Here is a 19,229-nt window from a genome sequence, read left to right on the forward strand (position 1 = left end):
TTTCAAGTTCCGCTCTAAGAAAATCAAGTTATAAACAAGACATCGAACCGCAGGCAGTACTGCTGTACGGCAAGGTTAAGATGACACAGTTTACATTTGATTTTCGGCGAGAGGAATTATTTAATTGCGCGTGATTGCAATCCTTCTTCTTCCAAGAAGAGGCGGAATGGTACGAGTTCTTCTGCTTCGTATTTTTCCTTGAAGGCTTTGATAGCTTCTTCTGAGTGAAGTTTTGGATCGAGTTCAAGTACTTCTACTGGAAGCGGACGGTGTTGAGTGATGCGGGCATCGATGACAACTGTCTTGCCTTCCTTGTTGAGTTTTACAGCTTCTGCAACGACTGCATCGATGTCTTCGATACGGTCAACTGTAAATCCAACAGCACCTTGTGCTTCGGCAATTTTCGCATAATCAGCGTTTGTGAAGTCTACACCAAACAAGTGTTTGTTAGTATCTTCGTATTTGTTCTTGATGAAGCCATACTCAGCATTTGAGAAAACCAAGTTGATAACTGGAAGGTCATATTGAACATTTGTAATGACGTCTGGGTAGCACATGTTGAATGCACCGTCACCCATGATGTTCCATACTTGACGGTCTGGATTGTCTTTCTTAGCAGCAATACCACCAGGAAGGGCGATACCCATTGTCGCAAAGAGTGGAGATGTACGCCACATGTTCTTAGGTGTCATGTGAAGGTGACGAGTTGATGTTTGAGTAGAGTTACCAACGTCGATTGAGTAGATAGCGTCTTGGTCAGCATGTTTGTTGATAGCATTGTAAACTTGGTACAATTGCAATTCACCCTCAGTTTTACCTTCGAGTTTGTTCATGTAATCGCGCCAGTTTTGGTTGTTCTTAACGTTTGCACGCCACCATGGAGTAGACTCAACTGCGTCTACCTTATCAAGAATCGCTTTCGCCGCTTGACCTGCATCACCAAGGATAGAAGCGTCAAGAGCATGGCGTTTACCAAGTTTGTAAGGGTCGATATCTACTTGGATGAATTTTTCAGTGTTCTTGAAGGCTTCGTATACTTCAGCAAATGGGAAGTTTGAACCAAGGAAAAGAACGGTGTCTGCTTCAAAGACCACTTCGTTGGCTGGTTTCCAACCAACACGGTAAGCAGAACCTGTCAAACCTTCGTAGTTCCACTCAAAAGCTTCAAAGTTTTTACCAGTTGTGATGATTGGCGCTTTGATTTTACGTGACAATTCAGTAATCACTTCACCAGCTTTGACACCACCAAATCCAGCGTAGATAACTGGGCGCTCAGCCTTGTTCAAGATTTCAACAGCTTTGTCGATTTCAGTTTCGTTCAAGGCAGGAGCGATGAATGAGCGCTCGTAAGAACCTGAACCGTAGTATGAGTTTTCGTCGATTTCTTGGAAACCAAAGTTTACTGGGATTTCAACAACAGCTGGCCCTTTTTTAGAAACAGCAGCACGGCAAGCTTCGTCGATTACTTTTGGCAATTGCTCAGCGTAAGCTACACGTTTGTTGTATACAGCGATACCGTTGTACATTGGGTTTTGGTTGAGCTCTTGGAAGGCATCCATGTTGAGTTCGTTGACTGGACGTGATCCAAGGATAGCAAGGAATGGAGTATTATCCATAGCTGCATCGTAAACACCGTTAATCAAGTGAGTCGCACCTGGACCACCTGAACCAACTGCAACCCCGATTGAGCCGCCGAATTTAGCTTGCATGACCGCTGCAAGAGCACCTGTTTCTTCGTGGCGAACTTGCAAGAAGCGGATATCTTTGTCTTCAGCCAAAGCATCCATCAATGAGCTGAGTGTTCCTGATGGGATACCGTAGATAGTGTCTACGCCCCATGTTTTCAATACGTTGAGCATTGCTGCAGATGCAGTAATTTTTCCTTGAGTCATAATAACTCTCCTTCAATAAAATAAATTTTCAGTTGTTGAAAATATTTCCATTTGTGAATGAAAACGCTTCAAGAAACTTTACTCTATCAATTTATCATGTTTTTTCGCTCTTGTATAAGAATATGCTCAAAGATGATATAGAACTATTACATAACACCAAGCCCTGATTTTTTTCACAAAGTCCAATGTGTTTTATAATAATTTTCATAATCCCTTTGAAATCAAGTATTGTTCACAGAAAAAATTTGTAAGTTAAGGAAAATAAAAAAGGCTCTGTTCCGGTAAAACAGAGCTGTGTTCTTTCGAAGAAACTACAAATATTCCTGCAAAGCCTTGGACAGGACTGCATAGCCAGGAATGGTCAGATGGAGACCATCTGTTGTGTAGTCTGGGCGCAGCTGGCCTCCCTCGTCCAGAAAGGTATCGTAGAGATCAATAAACTGGACATTCATGTAGGCGCTAGCCAGCTGGCGATAGGCCTGATTGAGAGCCTGAATCTTTTCATTGCTGCGGACATAGACCGTGCTCTTGTAGGCGGGAGCTTCATTGACCGGCAGGACCGACAGCAATTGGATCTGAGCCAGAGGATAGTCACGAGAAATCTCCTGAATAACGGCTTCCAAATTAGCCAGCGTTTCTGTCTGAGGCATCTCCTTGCCAATATCGTTGGTACCTATCAGGATAAAGACCTTATCCAAAGCCTGCCCAAAGAGATGGGCATCTAGGTTTTCTAAAAGCAAATCAGTCTTATAGCCCCGAATGCCACGGTTAATCAGTCTTTTATCCGTCTGTAAGAGCTCCTGAAGCGGATAGTATTCTACGATGGAGTCTCCAATAAAGATGATGTCTGGCTCCTTGACAGAGAGTTGATTGAGCTCTCTGTAGTTTTGCTGCAATTTTGCCTGCTCCTTGAGAAGCCATTCTTCTAGTAATTGTACTGCCATTATTCCCTTTCCTCTTCTAAGTATTGCTCAAGTATCTGTAAAACACCGGCTTCTGTATTTGCTGGCGCTAGGTAGTCCGCTATCTTTTTGACCCGCTCATCGCCATTCTCCATAGCGTAAGAAATACCTGCTAATTCAAGCATTTCTATGTCATTTTCACTATCCCCAAAAGCCATTATTTCTGAGCTTTGAATCTGCCACTTAGCCATCAGCTGCTGCAAGCCCCAAGCCTTGTGCATCCCATCTTGGAGGATGTCAATCGCACCGTAACCACTGGCAACAGCGCTCAATCGGCCAGCAAAATGCTGATTAATCAGACGAGCATGCTCTGCTGCTGCAGCCTCTTCTACCATCATACTCATTTTTAAGACCTTGTCAAAGGGATAATCCTGAAGGCTTGGCACAAAGTTCATCCGCTTGTGGAAAAACTGGGCTATTTCCTTGGTCATGACTTTTTCAATCAAGGGAAACTCTGTACCCTCCTGGACAAAGCCACCTCTTTCAGAAGTCACAACCAGCTGAAGCTCCTTTTCACGCCCAGCAAAGTAAGCCAGCGCATCCCTAATCAATCCAGGTTCCCAGAAGCTGCTCATGCTTAGCTGGTTCTTTTCAAAAATCCGGGCTCCGTTGGCGACTACCAAGGTCATTCGTTCTACCAAATCTCCTAATAGCAGACGCATCCGTGGAATTTCATTGCCAGTAGCCACCACAAAGCGAATGTCTCTCTTATCCAGCTCATCTAAAATAGTAGCCAGACGTGGCAAATCCAGCTGTCCCTGTCCGTCCAGCAAGGTTCCATCCATGTCTGTCGCTATCATCTTTACAGTCATCTTTTTATCCATTTCTATCTTTGTCATCCAATTTGGACTGTCCCTTTCCCAGCAAGCTCCAGTTGCCGCTGGCTTCGTAGGCGGTGATTATCTCCCTGGCTGTATCCGTGATCTCTTCTGGATAGTTCAGGCTCTCTAGTGTATTAACCGCATTCTTGGTCAAAGCGCTGCCTTGCTTAATCTTATAGTCAAAGACAATCTCTCCTGCTATATATTGACTGTCAAAGTGATATTGAGCATTGAGCTGACCAGAGGCTGCTACCAACTCCACATCATGGCTCGAAATCATGTAAAGACAGGGCTTCTGGGCTAGCCAATCAATGATTGCTAGTCCTGCACCAATCCGCTCAACAGTATTGGTTCCCTTAAAAAGCTCATCGATGAAAAAGTAGTGCAAGCCCTCTTCTTCCAAGGAATCTATCATGCGCTCAATAGCCCTGCTCTCGGCGATAAAGTAACTATCCCCAGAGCCGATGTCATCGGTCACATCCATTGAGCTCAAGACATGACCATGCTGCAAGGTCAAGTTCTCTGCACAAGCAAAGCCTAGCCCCTGAGCCAAGATAGCATTGATAGCTGCTATTCTCAGGTAAGTCGATTTTCCAGAAGCATTATCGCCACTAATCATCATATTCTTAGAAAAGTCCAAATCATTGCTAACAGGTCGCTCTAAGAGTGGATGATAGAGACCCTTGCCCTTCATCCCAGCTGAGCTTGTAAAGCTAGGTTTCGCATAAATCGGCAGGCTTTCCTTGTAGTTAAGTACAGCAATCGCTGCCTCTAAGCGACCTAGAATCTCCAGCACTTGCCTAGCCTGTTGATTGGCCTTGACCAGACGATTGGAGATATAGGCCTGAGCCAACTGAGGTATCAGCAAGACGGAGTTGATATAGAGATAGAAAATCTCCAGCTCAGAGGCACCCGACTGGGGCCGAAAGACTTCTCCAAAAAGCCGTGTTCGGCTAAAAGAAGCCACCGCTTCTTTTAGAGAAGCTTGCTGGGGCAAGGGCAGGCGGGCGATCTTTTCACCAATATAGAAGATCCGTACCAGATAGCCCATGCTGTCTAACTTCATCTCTAGAGACCAGCGCGTGGCCATGGAATAAACGATATTAAAGGCCATGCTGATGATGGGAACTATATATCCCAGACTAGGATTGATAAAATAGAGTAAAGGGGAAAGTAGCGGAATCGCAGCCAAAAACAGGTAAAAACTTCCCTTGTGATTCGCCTGAGCTGGTTTATAGATCAGTTTCTTAGCTTGATTGTGATTTTTCTTGCCAAGCTCAGAAAAAAGCAGCTGCAGCTGAATGCGCACCTCTGGATGCTGGGTCAAATTGGCCTGCAAATCATCAAATTCCTGATCTGCCTCGAAATGCAACAGGCGAAGTTTGCTGTAAAGGTACTCTGAACCTAGACTGGATTGGGCTGCTGTATCAATATCCTGAAAAACATCAAAAAAGTCCAAATCTCCCCAAGTCTGGTCGTCCACCAGACTATCATAGGTTCCAGCTTCTTCGTCTAGCAAAAAAGACTCATACAGACTGGACTCACTGTCTGGCCGGCAATCCACCCGCTCACGACTTCCCCAAGCAGTAGCTAAACGCTTCTTAAAGCGAAGCTTTCTCCGAATAGCAGAGACTATGACAAGCACTAGCACCGCCAAAAAGCCCAGTAATACCAAGATAAATTGTGACATAAATATCCTCACCCCTTCCAGAAAACCTCTGACTTTTAGACATATTATACTACTTAAAAAAGTAAAAAGAAAGGTAAGAAGAGGCGGATAGGACAGTCGATTTTACAAAGAGCACTTTTCAATCTTCCAGTTTTATATTATAATCATAGCTATATTTCTGTTGTAAATTGGAGGTCCTCATGAGCAAAAAAGAAGTCGCATTCCCACGCTACCAGCAGATTGCCGTCGCCATTGCCGAGCGAATCGTTGACGGCAAATATCCCATCGGAAGCAAGATCTATGCCCGCTCTACCCTAGCCAGCAACTTCAATGTCTCACCTGAGACAGCCCGCAAGGCTATTAATGTGCTGGTAGACCTGGAAATCATGGAAGTCCGCCACGGCAGTGGAGCCTTCATTTCTTCCAAGGAAAAAGCCCAGCAGTTCCTTGAGACCTATAAAGATGTCAACTCTCTGCAGGACCTCAAAAGCAAGCTCCACCAGAGCATCCAACGCCAAGAGGAAGAATTTGCCAACTTTTCCCAGCTGCTCAATCAGCTTCTCAGCCGAACTAAAGATGTCCAGCAGCGCTTCCCTTTCAATCCCTACGAGCTCCAGCTCTCAGCAGACGCCATCAACCTAGGAAAATCTATCAATGAGCTCAATATCTGGCACTCGACTGGCGCTACCATTGTCGCAGTCCAGCAGGGAGACCAACTCCTAATCTCGCCTGGTCCTTATACCAAGCTGGAAGCCGGCAATACCATCTACTTTGTTGGCAACGAATTATCAGTCGGTTTGATGCATAATTTATTTTTTAATGAAATTGAAACAAACAAGTGAAACAGCGCTTGTTTTTTCTTTGTCAAAAAGCAGAATAGACAGGCGAATCCGCTGTCTGACAAGCCTTTTGCGACTTTCAGAAATATTCTAGAAAATCATCCTCCTTTTTTATAATAGTCGAAAAATGCCGGTCTGACGGTCTTTTGGGTTTGACAAAGTGACCACACGATGTTATACTGTGATGGTCTTTTAAGTGACAACTTATCAAAATAAACATGTAGTCACTTTTGTAAAAGGAGAAATACGTTGAATAAACTAGAAGTAAAACATTTGACTAAAATTTTCGGTAAAAGGCAAAAGCAGGCACTGGAAATGGTGCAGCAAGCCAAAAGCAAAACGGAAATTTTAGAAAAAACCGGTGCTACTGTCGGAGTTTACGATGTAAACTTTGAAGTTCAGATCGGAGAAATTTTTGTCATCATGGGACTGTCCGGTAGTGGGAAATCTACCCTTATCCGCCTGCTCAACCGATTGATTGACCCGACATCAGGCGACATTTACATCGACGGCCAAGATGTGGCCAAGATGAACGAAGAAGAGCTGCGTGACGTTCGCCGCCACAAGCTCAATATGGTCTTTCAGAACTTCGGCCTCTTTCCACATCGGACCATTCTGGAAAATACTGAGTTCGGTCTGGAAGTTCGAGGTGTTGATAAGGAAGAGCGCACGCGCCTAGCTGAACAAGCTCTAGACAATGCCGGTCTCCTGTCCTTCAAGGACCAATACCCCGATCAGCTCTCCGGTGGGATGCAGCAGCGGGTTGGCTTAGCTCGAGCTTTGGCCAACAATCCTGATATTCTGCTCATGGACGAAGCCTTCTCAGCTTTAGACCCCCTCATCCGCCGCGAAATGCAGGATGAGCTGCTGGATCTGCAGGCAGAGCATGAGCGTACCATTATCTTTATCACCCACGATCTCAATGAGGCCCTGCGTATCGGTGACCGTATTGCTATTATGGCTGACGGTCAGATTATGCAGATTGGCACCGGTGAGGAAATCCTGACCAATCCAGCCAACGACTTCGTTCGAGAGTTCGTTGAAGATGTGGACCGCTCCAAGGTCTTGACTGCTCAGAATATCATGACAACGCCACTGACTACCAACATTGACATCGACGGACCAACTGTGGCTCTTAATCGGATGAAAAAAGAAGAGGTCAGTATGCTGCTGGCTGTGGATAGGAAGCGGCATCTCAAGGGCAGTCTGACTGCCGAAGGCGCCCGAGATGCCCGTAAGCAACATCAAGCTCTGGCTGAAGTGATTGATAAGAACGTCCGCAAGGTCACTCAGGAAACCCTGATTACTGATATTTTCCCGCTGATTTACGATTCACCAGCACCTCTGGCCGTTGTAGATGATAAGGACAAGTTAGTCGGCGTTATTATCAAAGGTCGAGTCATCGAAGCCTTGGCCAATACTACTGAATCTGAAGAATAAGGGAGGTTCGCATTTTGGATATTTTACAACAGCCAATCCCCGTTTCTCAATGGGTTGAGGCCTTTACTAACTGGGTAACTGATACCTTCTCCGGGCTTTTCTCGGTCCTTCAGGCTATCGGAAATGCCATCATGAATGGAATGACAGACACCCTGCTCTTCATTCCACCCCTGCTCTTTATCGCAGTCATCACTATTTTTACCTATTTGATTTCCAAGCGTAAGCTAGGACTGCCCCTGCTCACCCTCCTAGGCTTGCTCTTTGTTTACAACCAAGGCCTCTGGGAAAATCTCATGAACACTGTGACCTTGGTCATCGTCTCCAGTGCCATTTCCATTATCATCGGTATTCCACTGGGGATTTGGATGGCTAAGAGCAATCGTGTCGAAGCAGTTATCAAGCCCTTGCTGGACTTTATGCAGACCATGCCAGCCTTTGTCTACCTGATACCTGCCGTGGCTTTCTTCGGTATCGGTATGGTGCCTGGGGTCTTTGCCTCTGTCATCTTTGCCCTGCCACCGACTGTCCGCTTTACCAATCTAGCCATTCGTCAGATTCCGACCGAGCTGATTGAAGCGTCAGACTCCTTCGGGGGTACTGGCAAGCAGAAGCTCTTCAAAGTTGAGCTGCCTCTGGCTAAAAATACTATCCTAGCTGGGGTCAATCAGACCATCATGTTAGCTCTGTCTATGGTCGTTACTGCCTCTATGATTGGGGCGCCAGGACTGGGCCGCGGCGTTCTCTCTGCCTTGCAGCATGCCGACATCGGTTCCGGATTTGTCAATGGGGTATCTCTGGTTATCCTGGCCATTATCATTGACCGCCTGACTCAGAAGCTCAACCAGCCTCTGGCTAAAAAATCACCGGTCACTACTAAGGAAAAACGTAACAAGATTATGCTCTGGTCTGCTCTAGCTGCTGTCATCCTGACAGCCTTTGTCGGAAATCAAGTGACCAAGCTCCAGCAAAGCAAAAAAGAAAAGGTCAACCTTGCCTATGTTGAATGGGACTCCGAAGTTGCCTCAACCAATGTCATAGCGGAAGCTCTCAAGGAAATGGGCTACGATGTCACCATCACACCGCTGGACAATGCCGTTATGTGGAAGTCCGTTGCTAATGGCGAAGCCGATGCCATGGTTTCTGCCTGGTTGCCGACTACCCATGCTGCTCTCTATAAAGAGTACAAGGACAAGTTAGTGGACTTGGGACCAAACCTTGAGGGCGTTAAGACAGGGCTAGTCGTACCAAGCTATATGGATGCTGACTCTATCGAAGACCTATCAGACCAAGCCAAGAAAACCATCACAGGTATTGAGCCCGGCGCTGGTATCATGACCGCGACTGAGAAGACTATGCAAGAATACAGTAATCTCAGTGGCTGGAATCTTTCTTCTTCCTCAACAGGAGCCATGACTACTGCTCTGGATCAGGCTATTAAGAATAAAGAAGATATCATCGTAACCGGCTGGTCACCACACTGGATGTTCTCCAAATACGACCTCAAATACCTCAAGGATCCTAAGGGAACCATGGGCGGCAAGGAAGCTATCCACACTATTACTCGAAAAAATCTAGATAAGGACTTGCCAGAAGTCAACAAGGTCCTAGACAACTTCAACTGGACTCAAAAGGACATGGAAGAAGTCATGCTTAAGATTAACGAAGGCAGCTCACCAGAAGCTGCAGCCAAAGAGTGGATCAAAAACCACCAGAAAGAAGTCGAAAGCTGGAAGAAATAAAAGTATAGAAAAAACCCTGAGATACTGTTATCTCAGGGTTTTTGATTGGCTTCTTCCTTGTCTTACAAGACTTAGGCATCTTTTAAAGATTGCTTCTATTTGGATCATCATTCTTTAATAGCATCTTCGTATCTGTCAAAGGCATAGTGGCTCTGTGCGTAGAGTGGATTGTCCATGGCCAATAGCAAGTATTCATTTTCTTTTTTAGTGCTGTCTCCATCAGAGTCATTCCAGGTAACATCTAAAGCCAGCCACTGACCATCTACTTTTGCGAAGTTCCAAGCATGCGGGTCAAAATCATCTGTATTTCCACTCACATACATGGTTTCGAGACCAGCTTCCTGAGCAAGAGCCTGGAAAGTTACAGCGTAAGCTTGACAGACTCCCTTGCCCTCAAATAGCGGACCAGTAATATCAAAACTAGATTCATACTTGCGAATACCGTCTTGCATATCTTTAAACGCTTTTGAAATAGCTTCTTCTGATTCTTTATTCTCAATAGATGTTTTGTAATTCAAAAAGCCTTGGTAAGCAACCTTATCATAGCTAATATGCTCAATCATATACTGATTAATTGCCTCAATCTTTTCTCGGTCGCTCATCTGATCTTTGATGATGTCTTTGACAATCTCTTTGACCTTTTTGCGGGCCTTCTTATATTTGGCTGTTTCATCAGCATCGTATTTAAAACTTACCACATGTTTCTTAGCATCAATGGCAGGAACCACTCCCTGCTGAATGACTGGATTTTGCTCTAAAACATCGTGAAGCAATTCACTGACATCTCCTTCACTCAGCTCTGGAAACTCACTGTAATCAACATATTCTGCATCGGACAGAAGGGCCTTGGCAAAATATTCCTGCGCTGCACTTCTGGCTGCCACTCTTTCCTCAATATCACTAACATCATGAACGACTGTTTTACCCTTGAGATCCAAGTCAGCCTGCTCTACGCTGATATATTTCTCTGAAACACCAGACTTGCTTTCCTCTTTATTGACCTTTTCATTATGCTTATCTACAACAGGCTGCACTTCTTCTACACTGGCCTGTTCAATGAAAAAGTCCGTTTTGACAGTAGGCATGCCCTTGATAGAGACCAGACATCTGACATCCCGGCCTTCTTTTTCAATTTTTTCATAGACGATTGGAAAGTTCTGAATCTGGCCATCCATCATCTGCAGCGGTGCTTCTTCAGGAATGTTTCCTTTCTGCCTCAGGGCGGAAACCTGGTCAGAAAAAGTCCGAAAATCGATTTGATTCGGCATCAGTTTCGCAAAGCTATCAGATGAGATAGGATTGCTGATAGTTCCTAAAGCTTCTTTGTCTTTAAGGGGAACAACAAGGAGTTCATAAGGCTTTTTCTCAACCGTTTTCTTACTGTAATCCTGGTCGTAAGCCTGCAGCAACCGTTGTCTGGCAAGAATTGGATCATCACCAGAACGGCCTCCGTTGCGGCTATCATAGTGGGTAGGCAAATCTGTCCGATACACTGTCGAAGTGACCCGATCGACCTCTTTATAGTTATAAAGGCCTGTCTTCGTATCACTGCCAGGCATGGTCACATACTCTCTTTTTATAATGGAATAAGAGTCCGCTCCCGGTACTTCCGTCCATTCCAGCTGCAAGCGTCCATCTCCGAGCAGACTGCTCTTGGTTTTCAGAGTTAGCTTGTCGCGCCCTTTCTTATCTATCTTAACGATCCAAAGTTTTGGCTTTTTAAGCTTTTTACCCGTTCGCTCATCATCCCGTTGCAGCAAATAGAGCGTATCAAAAACACCCCAGCTCTCACCTTGCTTGGCTAGACCATATTCTGTATGCTCTCCATTTGCCTCTACTCTAGTCGCAGAGAAATGATAAGCTGGCTCAATCACTATCTGCCGCTTATCATTCATCTTGAAGTCACCCCCTAAAATAGCTCGTAAGTTGCTGTCCCCATAAATTTCAAAGGAAGAAATCAACTCAGTCTGTCCTGCATGGGGCAGTGTCTCAAAATCGTTAGGCTTTTGTACCTCTGTCGGAAATGTAATAGGCTCATTTTCCTTGATCTCAATGACCTTTTCTTGGACATCATAAGGAGTATTTTTGCTGTATTTTTCTCTCAGCTTACGAACACTTTCCGAAAATTTGCCGCCTTGCTCTCCCGGACCTCCACCGTTCTTTTGAAAAAGACTGCAGCCCATCAGAAAACAAATCAACAGAGTAAGCAGAGAAATGAAACGGATTTTCCTACTCATGATTTCCCCTCCTGAAATAGATATTCTTAACATATTATACCATATTTTATTTGAGGCGTCTTTGTTTTTTTGTAAACGGATTCAAACAGCTGTAATTTTGCGAATAAATTCTTACTTTTTTATAGAAACAGCTTCCCTCAAACTACTGCATTTCCTCATCTTGCTTTCAAAATCAAGAGGCTTCAGCCAATTACCTCCTTAAAACATAGAAAAACCAAGCCAGATAGGACTTGGTTTATTTTATAAGGAGCCATTTTGTTTAAGTCATTCAATCCTGATAGAGACTGTCTCCATTCGTCGCGATGACTTCTTTGTACCAATCAAAAGATTTTTTCTTATAGCGGGCTAGAGTTCCGCTACCGTCATCGTTGCGGTCAACGTAGATAAAGCCGTAACGCTTGCTGAGTTCTGCCGTGCTGGCTGAAACCAGGTCAATACAGCCCCAAGTTGTGTAACCTAGCAGTTCTACGCCATCTTCCAGCGCTTCTCCTACCTGTTGCAAATGCTGTTTAAGATAATCAATGCGGTAGTCATCTTCAACCGTTGGGCCAGTTGGACCATCCACCAAGACATCCTTGGCACCGAGACCATTTTCCACGATGAAGAGAGGCAGCTGATAGCGGTCATAAAAGCTATTTAGAACCAAGCGCAAGCCGACTGGGTCAATCTGCCAGCCCCATTCTGAGCTAGCCAGATGAGGATTTAGGATGCCACCTAGAAGATTGCCTCGGCCGGAAGAATAATTTTCCGGATCATGGGCCGCAACCACACTCATGTAGTAGGAGAAGGAAATGAAGTCTACAGTATTTTCAGCCAAAAGCTCTTTGTCTCCCGGCGCAAACTGAATCTCAATCCCATTCTCCTTGAAGAAACGATTAATATAGGCTGGATATTTTCCACGCGCATGGATATCAGAGAAGAGGTAGTTTTGATTTTCAAATTCTCGTGCTGCCAGCACATCTTCAGGCTTAGGTGTCATGGGATAGGCTGGCATAGCCAGGACCATACAACCAATCTTAAAATCAGGATTGATCTCATGACCGATTTTCGTTGCCAAGGCAGAAGCTACCAGCTCATGATAGACCGCTTGATAGAGGTCTTGTTTGGACAACTCTTCAGCTGGCGTGGCAATACCGCCGCTCATAAAGGGCGCATGGAGAACAGAGTTGATTTCATTAAAAGTCAGCCAATACTTGACCTTATCCTTGTAGCGAGTAAAAACCGTGCGGACATAGCGCTCGTAGAAACCAATCAAATCGCGGTTGGCCCAGCCATTGTACTGACGCGCTAAATGCAGGGGCGTTTCATAGTGAGACAAGGTAATCAGAGGCTCAATGCCATATTTGGCCAGTTCATCAAAAAGATTGTCATAAAATTGCAAACCAGCTTCATTGGGCTCCAGCTCGTCCCCATTTGGAAAAATCCGAGACCAGGCAATGGAAGTCCGGTAGACCTTGAATCCCATCTCCGCAAAGAGGGCAATGTCCTCCTTATAGCGATGGTAGAAATCAATTCCTTTCAGCTTGAGATTATCTGGTGTCGGCTCCTCGGTAATCAAAGGATTGCAATCACCTGGCGTAGCTGGCACACCGCCTTTTGGAGTCACATCCTGAACAGACAGGCCTTTTCCATCCAGATTATAGGCGCCTTCATACTGGTTGGCTGCAGTTGCACCGCCCCAGAGGAAATTCTGCGGAAATTTACCCATTTGCATTTTCTCACTTTCGTTTTTTTTGTATTTATATTATAATAGTTGTCAAACATATTTTCTAACACAATTATCTTAATAAATTGTACTATTCTATGAAAGAGTGTCCCCATGATTGATTTAGGCCAACTACATAAAAATACCGTTTTTAAAAACCAAGGAACCCCTTATTCTCTGACCCGCACCATCACTGAAAATGGTCATCCAGATATTCTTTTCCACTGGCATACCGATGTTGAAATGATTTATGTCCACGAAGGAAAAGCACAATTTCATATTGACGACGACTACTTTAACAGCGAAAAAGGTGATATTATCCTGATTCGTCCCAATGCCCTGCACTCCATCCACCCCATCAACGACGAGCGCCATTATATGGACGCTATTAATTTCCATCTGGATCTGATGGGCTACTCTGCCATGGATCAGGCCAGCATCAACTATCTGCAGCCCCTCTACAATGGTCAGCTAGACTTGACTCATGTTATCAAGCCTACGGATACAGCCTATGCCGAGATTCGCCAGTGCCTCTTAGCAGCTATGGAAACAGGCTATTTCCGCAAATCTCACTACGAGTTTCAGCTCAAAGCCCAGCTTAACCAGCTCTTCTACCTGCTCTTTGAGAATGGCTATGTCATTTCCAAAGACCTGTCACCAGAAGGCTATCGCAAGGAAGAAAAGATTCGCTCCATCATCGACTACATCAATGCCCACTACCAAGAAGACCTGAATATTGACCAACTGGCTGGCATTTGCGGCTACAGCTCTACCCATTTCATGAACTTCTTCAAGAAGCATCTGGGCGTTTCCTGCATTGAGTACTTGATCCAATTCCGCCTTCGCAAGGCAGCCGAACTCCTGCAGCACTCTAATCTCTCTGTACTGGAAATCTCCAGCCAAGCAGGCTTTAATAACCTGTCCAACTTTAACCGCCAGTTCAAAAAATACTACCAAATGACACCAAGTCAGTATCGGAAGAAATGAAGCTCTAAAATGGAAAATAAAAAAACGAATACCTGCTAAGCTAAATGAACTTTGTGGTATTCGTTTTTTTGTAACGCTAATATTATAAGAAGGATAGAAACAGCACCATGTTTTGTAAGATATTATTCTAGATCTCGGTCCCTGCCTTCTGAGCCATAGACTCTGTGATAAGCTTTGACATAAAAAGATATGGGTTTATCTGATTCGTTTTGGACAGTGATATCTTGATCACTGTCGCTTACACTAAAAACAAACGTTCTATTTTGGGTAAAGTTGACATCAATGCTATAGTTTTCGTTAAACTCAACACCTAAATCGGATAAAGCCTGTTCGTTTGGGATTGTTATCCCCCCCTTCCTTTTCATTATAGTAGTGAACAGACTTTTTTTCTGCATCATAGATATACTCATTTTCACCTATCTGCTCTCTCAAATAAGAATCATAAATTCTAATTTTCCCATCTGTTTTATCTTTAAATTTTAAAACACTGACTCCTGAACCCTTTATTAGCTCAAAATTAGGCTTTTTAATCTTTACATAAACAGCTTCGCCTGGCCTTAATTTTACTAATTGGTAAGAGCCACCATGATCTTCTCCGCCAAAATAAACAAGATTCCAAATCAAAGTTCCCAAAAAGAGTAGACTAATCACTTTCCCATAAATGCTTTTGTAGAAAGGCTTCTTTATACAGATATAAACTATCCATGAAACGATAAAAACAACAAAGATAAATAAGAGTGGTAAAAAGTGAATTAAAAAGTCTATTAAAAGAAAAAGTTGTTCAAAAAAATACATATTTAGCCTTTCCTTAATTCTCAATCAATATTTAGTTTCAACGAACAAGGATAAAGCTAGTCCCTATCATTTCATTTGGACTGTTCTCCTTACGAACTCATCATTTCTATACTAGCAAGTTCAGCAGAAGATTGAAGAGCCCCAGCCAAAAGATAGCTAGCAGCAAATTGCGCCCCTGCTTTTCCTTGAAGAGATTTCTTCTCAGAAACAGGCAGAAAATCAACAAGACCAGGGAGCACACTAGCAACAAAAACAAGATAAACATGGGTATAAAATACAAAAGCAGCCTCAAACCAAAATACATTTCATTTTCTTTCCAATAAAATAATAGACGAGCTCGAAAGCGGTCAGTTTCATTCATTAACAGCTCATAAACCTTTTTAATTATAACAAAGTCCTCATTTTTAAAACAGCAAAAACCAGATTGGCAAATCCAATCTGGCTAAAATCATATTCAAGCAATTTATTGCCCCGGCCAATTCAGTCCAACATGAGAATTCATTTCCTGATAGGCGGTATCAATCCGTGCTCTGGTTTCTTGATCCAGTTTGTCTCGATACTTGCCACCTTCGACAAAATCGTCCAAAATCCTGGTCTGGTAAGTGTATAAAGGTAGACCGTCTGCCGAAGTAGTGCCCTTTTCAACTCTGCTGACCCAACTCGGATGAGCCTGAGCACTTTTTATCTGCGTGCCCTTTGTTGTCTTTTCAATGGTAACATCCATCAGCACTCCGCGCTCGGTCCAATGAGCATTTTCAATTCCCTCCATGGTTTCGATGCGCTGATTGGAAATGAAATTTCCCATAGAATACATGATCAGCTTCTTCTGACCATCTTTCTCTAAAATCTCCGCCGGCTCAACCACATGCGGATGCCCTCCAAAGACGATATCCGCTCCCCAGTCAACCATTTTATGGTAGAGGGTCATCTGCTCCTCGGTTGGCTCCAGCTGGTACTCTATCCCCATCTGAGGCATGACGACTGTAATATCTGCTTCCTTTTCTGCCCGCTCAATCTCGGCTCGCATCTTTTCTTCATCCAGATCGGACAGTCGATTGTCATAGTCTTCCTGACTGAGAAGCCCCTCCATGCCATTGTAGCCATAAGAGTAGGCTAGCAGTGCAATCCTAATGCCTTTTACTTCCTTTATCAAGAGCGGTGCCTGACTGCGGCTTTCATGCGGATAAACACCGACGGGAGTGATTCCCTCTTTTTCAAAAGCCTGAGCTGTAGTGAAAACTCCCTCCAAGCCAGAGTCTAAAATGTGATTATGAGCCAGATCCATCACCTGATAGCCAGCATCCTTGATTGCTGGAACTACGGCTTCTGGAGCATTAAAGAGCGGATAGCCATTCAAGGGATAGTCCGGCCGAATCGTGCCTTCAAAGTCTCCTAAGACCAAATCCCCCTGCCGAAGCCATTCCTTAGCATAGTGGAAATTCTCAGAAAAATCATAAGTTCCATCTTCTTTCTGAGCACTCAGATAAAGGCCATCGTGATAAAGCAAATCCCCAGTCGCCATGATACGAACCGTCTGATTCTGAGAAGAACCTGACTGCTGCTCTTTCTTACTAGGAGACAGTAAGGTAAAATCCTGCACATGCTCCGACAGAAGAATTAATCCGGCTGACAGCCCTACTACGGTCAAAAGCACTCCGACAAACTGGCGATTACTAAGCTGTTTTTGAAAGATTTTGGGACGAGGAAATGGAAGTCCCTTAAACCAGTCTCGCCAAGCATGGTAAGCATCTGCCAGCAGACTATGTTCCGCAGCAAAACCCGATATCTTTTTCCAAAGTTCCTGAAAAAAAGTCTGAATTTTCTCCCAAAGAATTTTTTTATCCATCACATCTCTCCGCTTTTTCTTGCTTGATAATAGTGCATCAACATTTACTATATTGTACTATTTTTACCGCCAAAAGGAAAGAAAAGCAAAAAGCAGGAGAGGGAGAAGCATGCTACTCTCCAAATTGCGGCATGCTTCCACCATTCTCCTGCTTCATTTTCTATTTTTTCAAATCTAAGAGCTGATCGCCGAGCTGAACTTCTCCTTTTGCAAGGACTTCAATCTGCTTATAATTAGCTGTGTTAGTAACAATGATTGGAGTTGTCACTGGATAACCAGCCTCCTTGATAGTATCGATATCAAAGCTAAGCAAAAGCTGGCCTTTCTTGACTTTAGAGCCTTGGACAACATGGGCTGTAAAGCCTTTTCCGTCAAGGGCTACTGTATCCATACCGACGTGAATCAACAGTTCTGCTCCATCATCCGTAGCCAAACCAATAGCATGGTTGGTAGGGAAGAGCAGGCGAATGACCCCATCAGCAGGCGCTACTACTTCACCCACACTAGGCTCAATGGCAACTCCTTTGCCCATAGCTCCGCTGGCAAAGACTGCGTCCGGAGTGTCCTCAAGAGCGATTATCTCGCCAGCTAATGGACTGGTTACGACTTTCTCTGTAATTCCCGCTGAGACTCTTTCGTTTTCAACATTTAAAGACGGAGTAGCATCTTTTTCAGACGGAGCACCGAAAAGGTTTGGAATCTTGACCAGCTGAGTCAGGCCAAAACCTAGTACAAAGTTTGCTACAATAGCGACGAGGAAGTGAATCAAGGTCATGCTGTTGCCAGCTTCAATAAAGGATGGAATGGCAAAAAGTCCCATACCTCCCATAACCTGCATTTTGACATCAAAGAAAGCTAGATACGCACCAGTCAGCGCTCCAGAAATACAGGTCATGATAAATGGCAAGCGCATAGGGAGCGTGATCCCATAAATAGCTGGCTCCGTTACACCAAAGAGAGCTGAGATGAAAGCTGGAATCGAAAGCTGACGAACCTTCTCTTCTTTAGTACGCATCATGATATTGAGTAGGGCACCTGCCTGAGCAAAACAGATAGCAATAGAGGCAACAAGAATAACTCCTGGACCTTTTTGCAGTTCCAAGATTGCTAGCGGCACCAGGCCCCAGCGAAGACCGAACATAACTAGAACCTGCCAAGCAGCACCAAGAACGATACCATACAGCACCGGACTAAAATCATAGATACCTGTAAAGAGAGCACCTACCAAATCAGACGCCCAGCTCATGACCGGACCGATAAGCAAAAAAGCCAGTGGCACTGTAATCAAAAGGGTAAAGAATGGTACGATAAAGACTTTGACAACATCTGGAATGATTTTTTTAAAGCCTTTTTCAATCTTGGCTCCAGCCCAAACAGCTGCAATCACTGGAAGGACCGTTGACAAATAGCTCGATGCTGGAAAGATAATTGGAAGACCGAAGAAAGTCGAAAAAATTGGAGACTCAATCGGTGTACCAGCAAAAAGTGTATAAAGCGGTTTTTCCGCCGTAAAGCTAGCTGCGATATTTGGATAAACCAAAGCAAAACCGATAGCCAAAGCCGTGAACTGATTCATCTTGAAACGTTTAGCAGCTGTAATAGCCAAAATCAATGGAAGAAACTGGAAGAGGCCATCTCCCGCTGCATTGAGAACCACATAAGCACCATCTGTTTTGGCGACACCTAAGGCTGCCATAATGGCTACCACACCTTTGATCATACCTGCTGCTGACAAGGTACCTAGCATCGGCTGGAAGAGGCCAGATACGAGCGCAATGAAGCGATCAAACAGATTTCCTTCTACAGCATCATCATCTGCTTCAACACTGCCCTCACCAGAAATACCTGCAACCTTAAGCACTGTTTCATAAACATCTGGCACATGATTGCCAATAACAACTTGATATTGACCACCAGCCTTGACAACCGTTACAACTCCGTCGCGCTTCATCAGATAGTCTGTATCTGCTTTAGATTCATCCTTTAGAGAAAAACGCAAGCGTGTCACGCAGTGTACCAGTTTGGTAATATTGTCCTTGCCCCCAACATGGGCAACAATGTCCTTAGCTAATTCAGTATAGTCTTTAGCCATAATGGATCCTCCTTGTATTTTTTAGGTTAGCAGTTTGTTCCTATTTCCGGAAAATAGGGCACGAAAAAAACCTAAACACACACCAAATAGAAAGCAAGAAACTGCTTTATATCTCGTATTTGCTTAGGTTTTGCCTGCTTGACCAGTAACAATCCATAAGTTTATTATACCAGAAGCTGGAGAAATTGCAAGCGTTTTCCGAATA

General features: G+C 44.3%; 12 protein-coding genes and 2 pseudogenes. 4 read left to right on the forward strand and 10 right to left on the reverse strand.

Going from position 1 to position 19,229, the window contains the following annotated elements; translation table 11 throughout:
• Positions 1-116: 116 nt before the first annotated feature.
• The 4 genes from spxB to FOC72_RS08280 all read right to left on the reverse strand — a co-directional run bounded on the left by spxB (position 117) and on the right by FOC72_RS08280 (position 5,365).
• Complete coding sequence (spxB, locus tag FOC72_RS08265) at positions 117-1,892, reverse strand: pyruvate oxidase (protein ID WP_002896551.1); 1,776 nt, start codon at positions 1,890-1,892, stop codon at positions 117-119.
• 311 nt (positions 1,893-2,203) lie between these two features.
• Complete coding sequence (locus FOC72_RS08270) at positions 2,204-2,836, reverse strand: SGNH/GDSL hydrolase family protein (protein ID WP_002896553.1); 633 nt, start codon at positions 2,834-2,836, stop codon at positions 2,204-2,206.
• The gene (locus FOC72_RS08275) at positions 2,836-3,693 is read right to left on the reverse strand and encodes a Cof-type HAD-IIB family hydrolase (protein WP_002896554.1); all 858 of its coding nucleotides are present in this window, start codon (positions 3,691-3,693) and stop codon (positions 2,836-2,838) included. The genes FOC72_RS08270 and FOC72_RS08275 overlap by 1 nt, the downstream gene beginning before the upstream one ends.
• A complete protein-coding gene (locus FOC72_RS08280; RefSeq protein ID WP_002896556.1) occupies positions 3,671-5,365 on the reverse strand; it encodes a MutS-related protein in 1,695 nt (564 codons plus the stop codon). The genes FOC72_RS08275 and FOC72_RS08280 overlap by 23 nt, the downstream gene beginning before the upstream one ends.
• A 179-nt stretch (positions 5,366-5,544) precedes the next feature.
• Here FOC72_RS08280 and FOC72_RS08285 point away from each other — a divergent pair, with 179 nt between their 5' ends.
• From FOC72_RS08285 to FOC72_RS08295, 3 genes are all read left to right on the forward strand, one after another.
• Positions 5,545-6,186 (forward strand): GntR family transcriptional regulator, encoded by a 642-nt coding sequence (locus FOC72_RS08285; RefSeq protein ID WP_002896558.1) that lies wholly within the window; start codon positions 5,545-5,547, stop codon positions 6,184-6,186.
• A 246-nt stretch (positions 6,187-6,432) separates the two neighbouring features.
• Positions 6,433-7,623 carry a quaternary amine ABC transporter ATP-binding protein gene (locus FOC72_RS08290; RefSeq protein WP_002896559.1) on the forward strand — a complete coding sequence of 397 codons (1,191 nt, stop codon included), beginning with the start codon at positions 6,433-6,435 and terminating at the stop codon, positions 7,621-7,623.
• A gap of 14 nt (positions 7,624-7,637) precedes the next feature.
• A complete protein-coding gene (locus FOC72_RS08295) occupies positions 7,638-9,362 on the forward strand; it encodes an ABC transporter permease/substrate binding protein (RefSeq protein WP_002896560.1) in 1,725 nt (574 codons plus the stop codon).
• 107 nt (positions 9,363-9,469) lie between these two features.
• Here FOC72_RS08295 and FOC72_RS08300 read toward each other — a convergent pair whose 3' ends face one another.
• Together FOC72_RS08300 and FOC72_RS08305 are read right to left on the reverse strand one after the other, a co-directional pair.
• The gene (locus FOC72_RS08300; protein ID WP_032914262.1) at positions 9,470-11,599 is read right to left on the reverse strand and encodes a transglutaminase domain-containing protein; all 2,130 of its coding nucleotides are present in this window, start codon (positions 11,597-11,599) and stop codon (positions 9,470-9,472) included.
• 268 nt (positions 11,600-11,867) lie between these two features.
• Positions 11,868-13,313 (reverse strand): glycoside hydrolase family 1 protein, encoded by a 1,446-nt coding sequence (locus tag FOC72_RS08305; protein WP_002896562.1) that lies wholly within the window; start codon positions 13,311-13,313, stop codon positions 11,868-11,870.
• Positions 13,314-13,418: 105 nt separating this feature from the next.
• On the opposite strand from FOC72_RS08305, the gene FOC72_RS08310 reads away from it, so the two are divergent.
• Positions 13,419-14,291: an AraC family transcriptional regulator gene (locus tag FOC72_RS08310; RefSeq protein WP_002896563.1), complete on the forward strand. Its 873-nt coding sequence runs from the start codon at positions 13,419-13,421 to the stop codon at positions 14,289-14,291.
• Positions 14,292-14,413: 122 nt separating this feature from the next.
• Here the strand turns inward: FOC72_RS08310 and FOC72_RS08315 are convergent.
• From FOC72_RS08315 to FOC72_RS08325, 4 genes and pseudogenes are all read right to left on the reverse strand, one after another.
• Positions 14,414-15,086, reverse strand: a pseudogene (locus FOC72_RS08315) (hypothetical protein).
• 89 nt (positions 15,087-15,175) lie between these two features.
• Positions 15,176-15,373: pseudogene (locus tag FOC72_RS11680) on the reverse strand (RhtB family transporter); the annotation flags it as partial.
• A gap of 176 nt (positions 15,374-15,549) precedes the next feature.
• The gene (locus FOC72_RS08320) at positions 15,550-16,932 is read right to left on the reverse strand and encodes a CapA family protein (RefSeq protein ID WP_002896566.1); all 1,383 of its coding nucleotides are present in this window, start codon (positions 16,930-16,932) and stop codon (positions 15,550-15,552) included.
• A gap of 160 nt (positions 16,933-17,092) precedes the next feature.
• Positions 17,093-19,024: a beta-glucoside-specific PTS transporter subunit IIABC gene (locus FOC72_RS08325; protein ID WP_002896567.1), complete on the reverse strand. Its 1,932-nt coding sequence runs from the start codon at positions 19,022-19,024 to the stop codon at positions 17,093-17,095.
• Positions 19,025-19,229 lie beyond the last annotated feature (205 nt).

This window comes from Streptococcus sanguinis, from assembly GCF_013343115.1.
In the GTDB taxonomy this organism is placed as follows: Bacteria; Bacillota; Bacilli; order Lactobacillales; family Streptococcaceae; genus Streptococcus; species Streptococcus sanguinis_H.

What these genes read in the sequence shown, in the direction of transcription:
- spxB (WP_002896551.1), bottom strand. Translation starts at nt 1,892, where the DNA reads ATGACTCAAGGAAAAATTACTGCATCTGCAGCAATGCTCAACGTATTG.
- FOC72_RS08270 (WP_002896553.1), bottom strand. Translation starts at nt 2,836, where the DNA reads ATGGCAGTACAATTACTAGAAGAATGGCTTCTCAAGGAGCAGGCAAAA.
- FOC72_RS08275 (WP_002896554.1), bottom strand. Translation starts at nt 3,693, where the DNA reads ATGACAAAGATAGAAATGGATAAAAAGATGACTGTAAAGATGATAGCG.
- FOC72_RS08280 (WP_002896556.1), bottom strand. Translation starts at nt 5,365, where the DNA reads ATGTCACAATTTATCTTGGTATTACTGGGCTTTTTGGCGGTGCTAGTG.
- FOC72_RS08285 (WP_002896558.1), top strand. Translation starts at nt 5,545, where the DNA reads ATGAGCAAAAAAGAAGTCGCATTCCCACGCTACCAGCAGATTGCCGTC.
- FOC72_RS08300 (WP_032914262.1), bottom strand. Translation starts at nt 11,599, where the DNA reads ATGAGTAGGAAAATCCGTTTCATTTCTCTGCTTACTCTGTTGATTTGT.
- FOC72_RS08305 (WP_002896562.1), bottom strand. Translation starts at nt 13,313, where the DNA reads ATGCAAATGGGTAAATTTCCGCAGAATTTCCTCTGGGGCGGTGCAACT.
- FOC72_RS08310 (WP_002896563.1), top strand. Translation starts at nt 13,419, where the DNA reads ATGATTGATTTAGGCCAACTACATAAAAATACCGTTTTTAAAAACCAA.
- FOC72_RS08320 (WP_002896566.1), bottom strand. Translation starts at nt 16,932, where the DNA reads ATGGATAAAAAAATTCTTTGGGAGAAAATTCAGACTTTTTTTCAGGAA.
- FOC72_RS08325 (WP_002896567.1), bottom strand. Translation starts at nt 19,024, where the DNA reads ATGGCTAAAGACTATACTGAATTAGCTAAGGACATTGTTGCCCATGTT.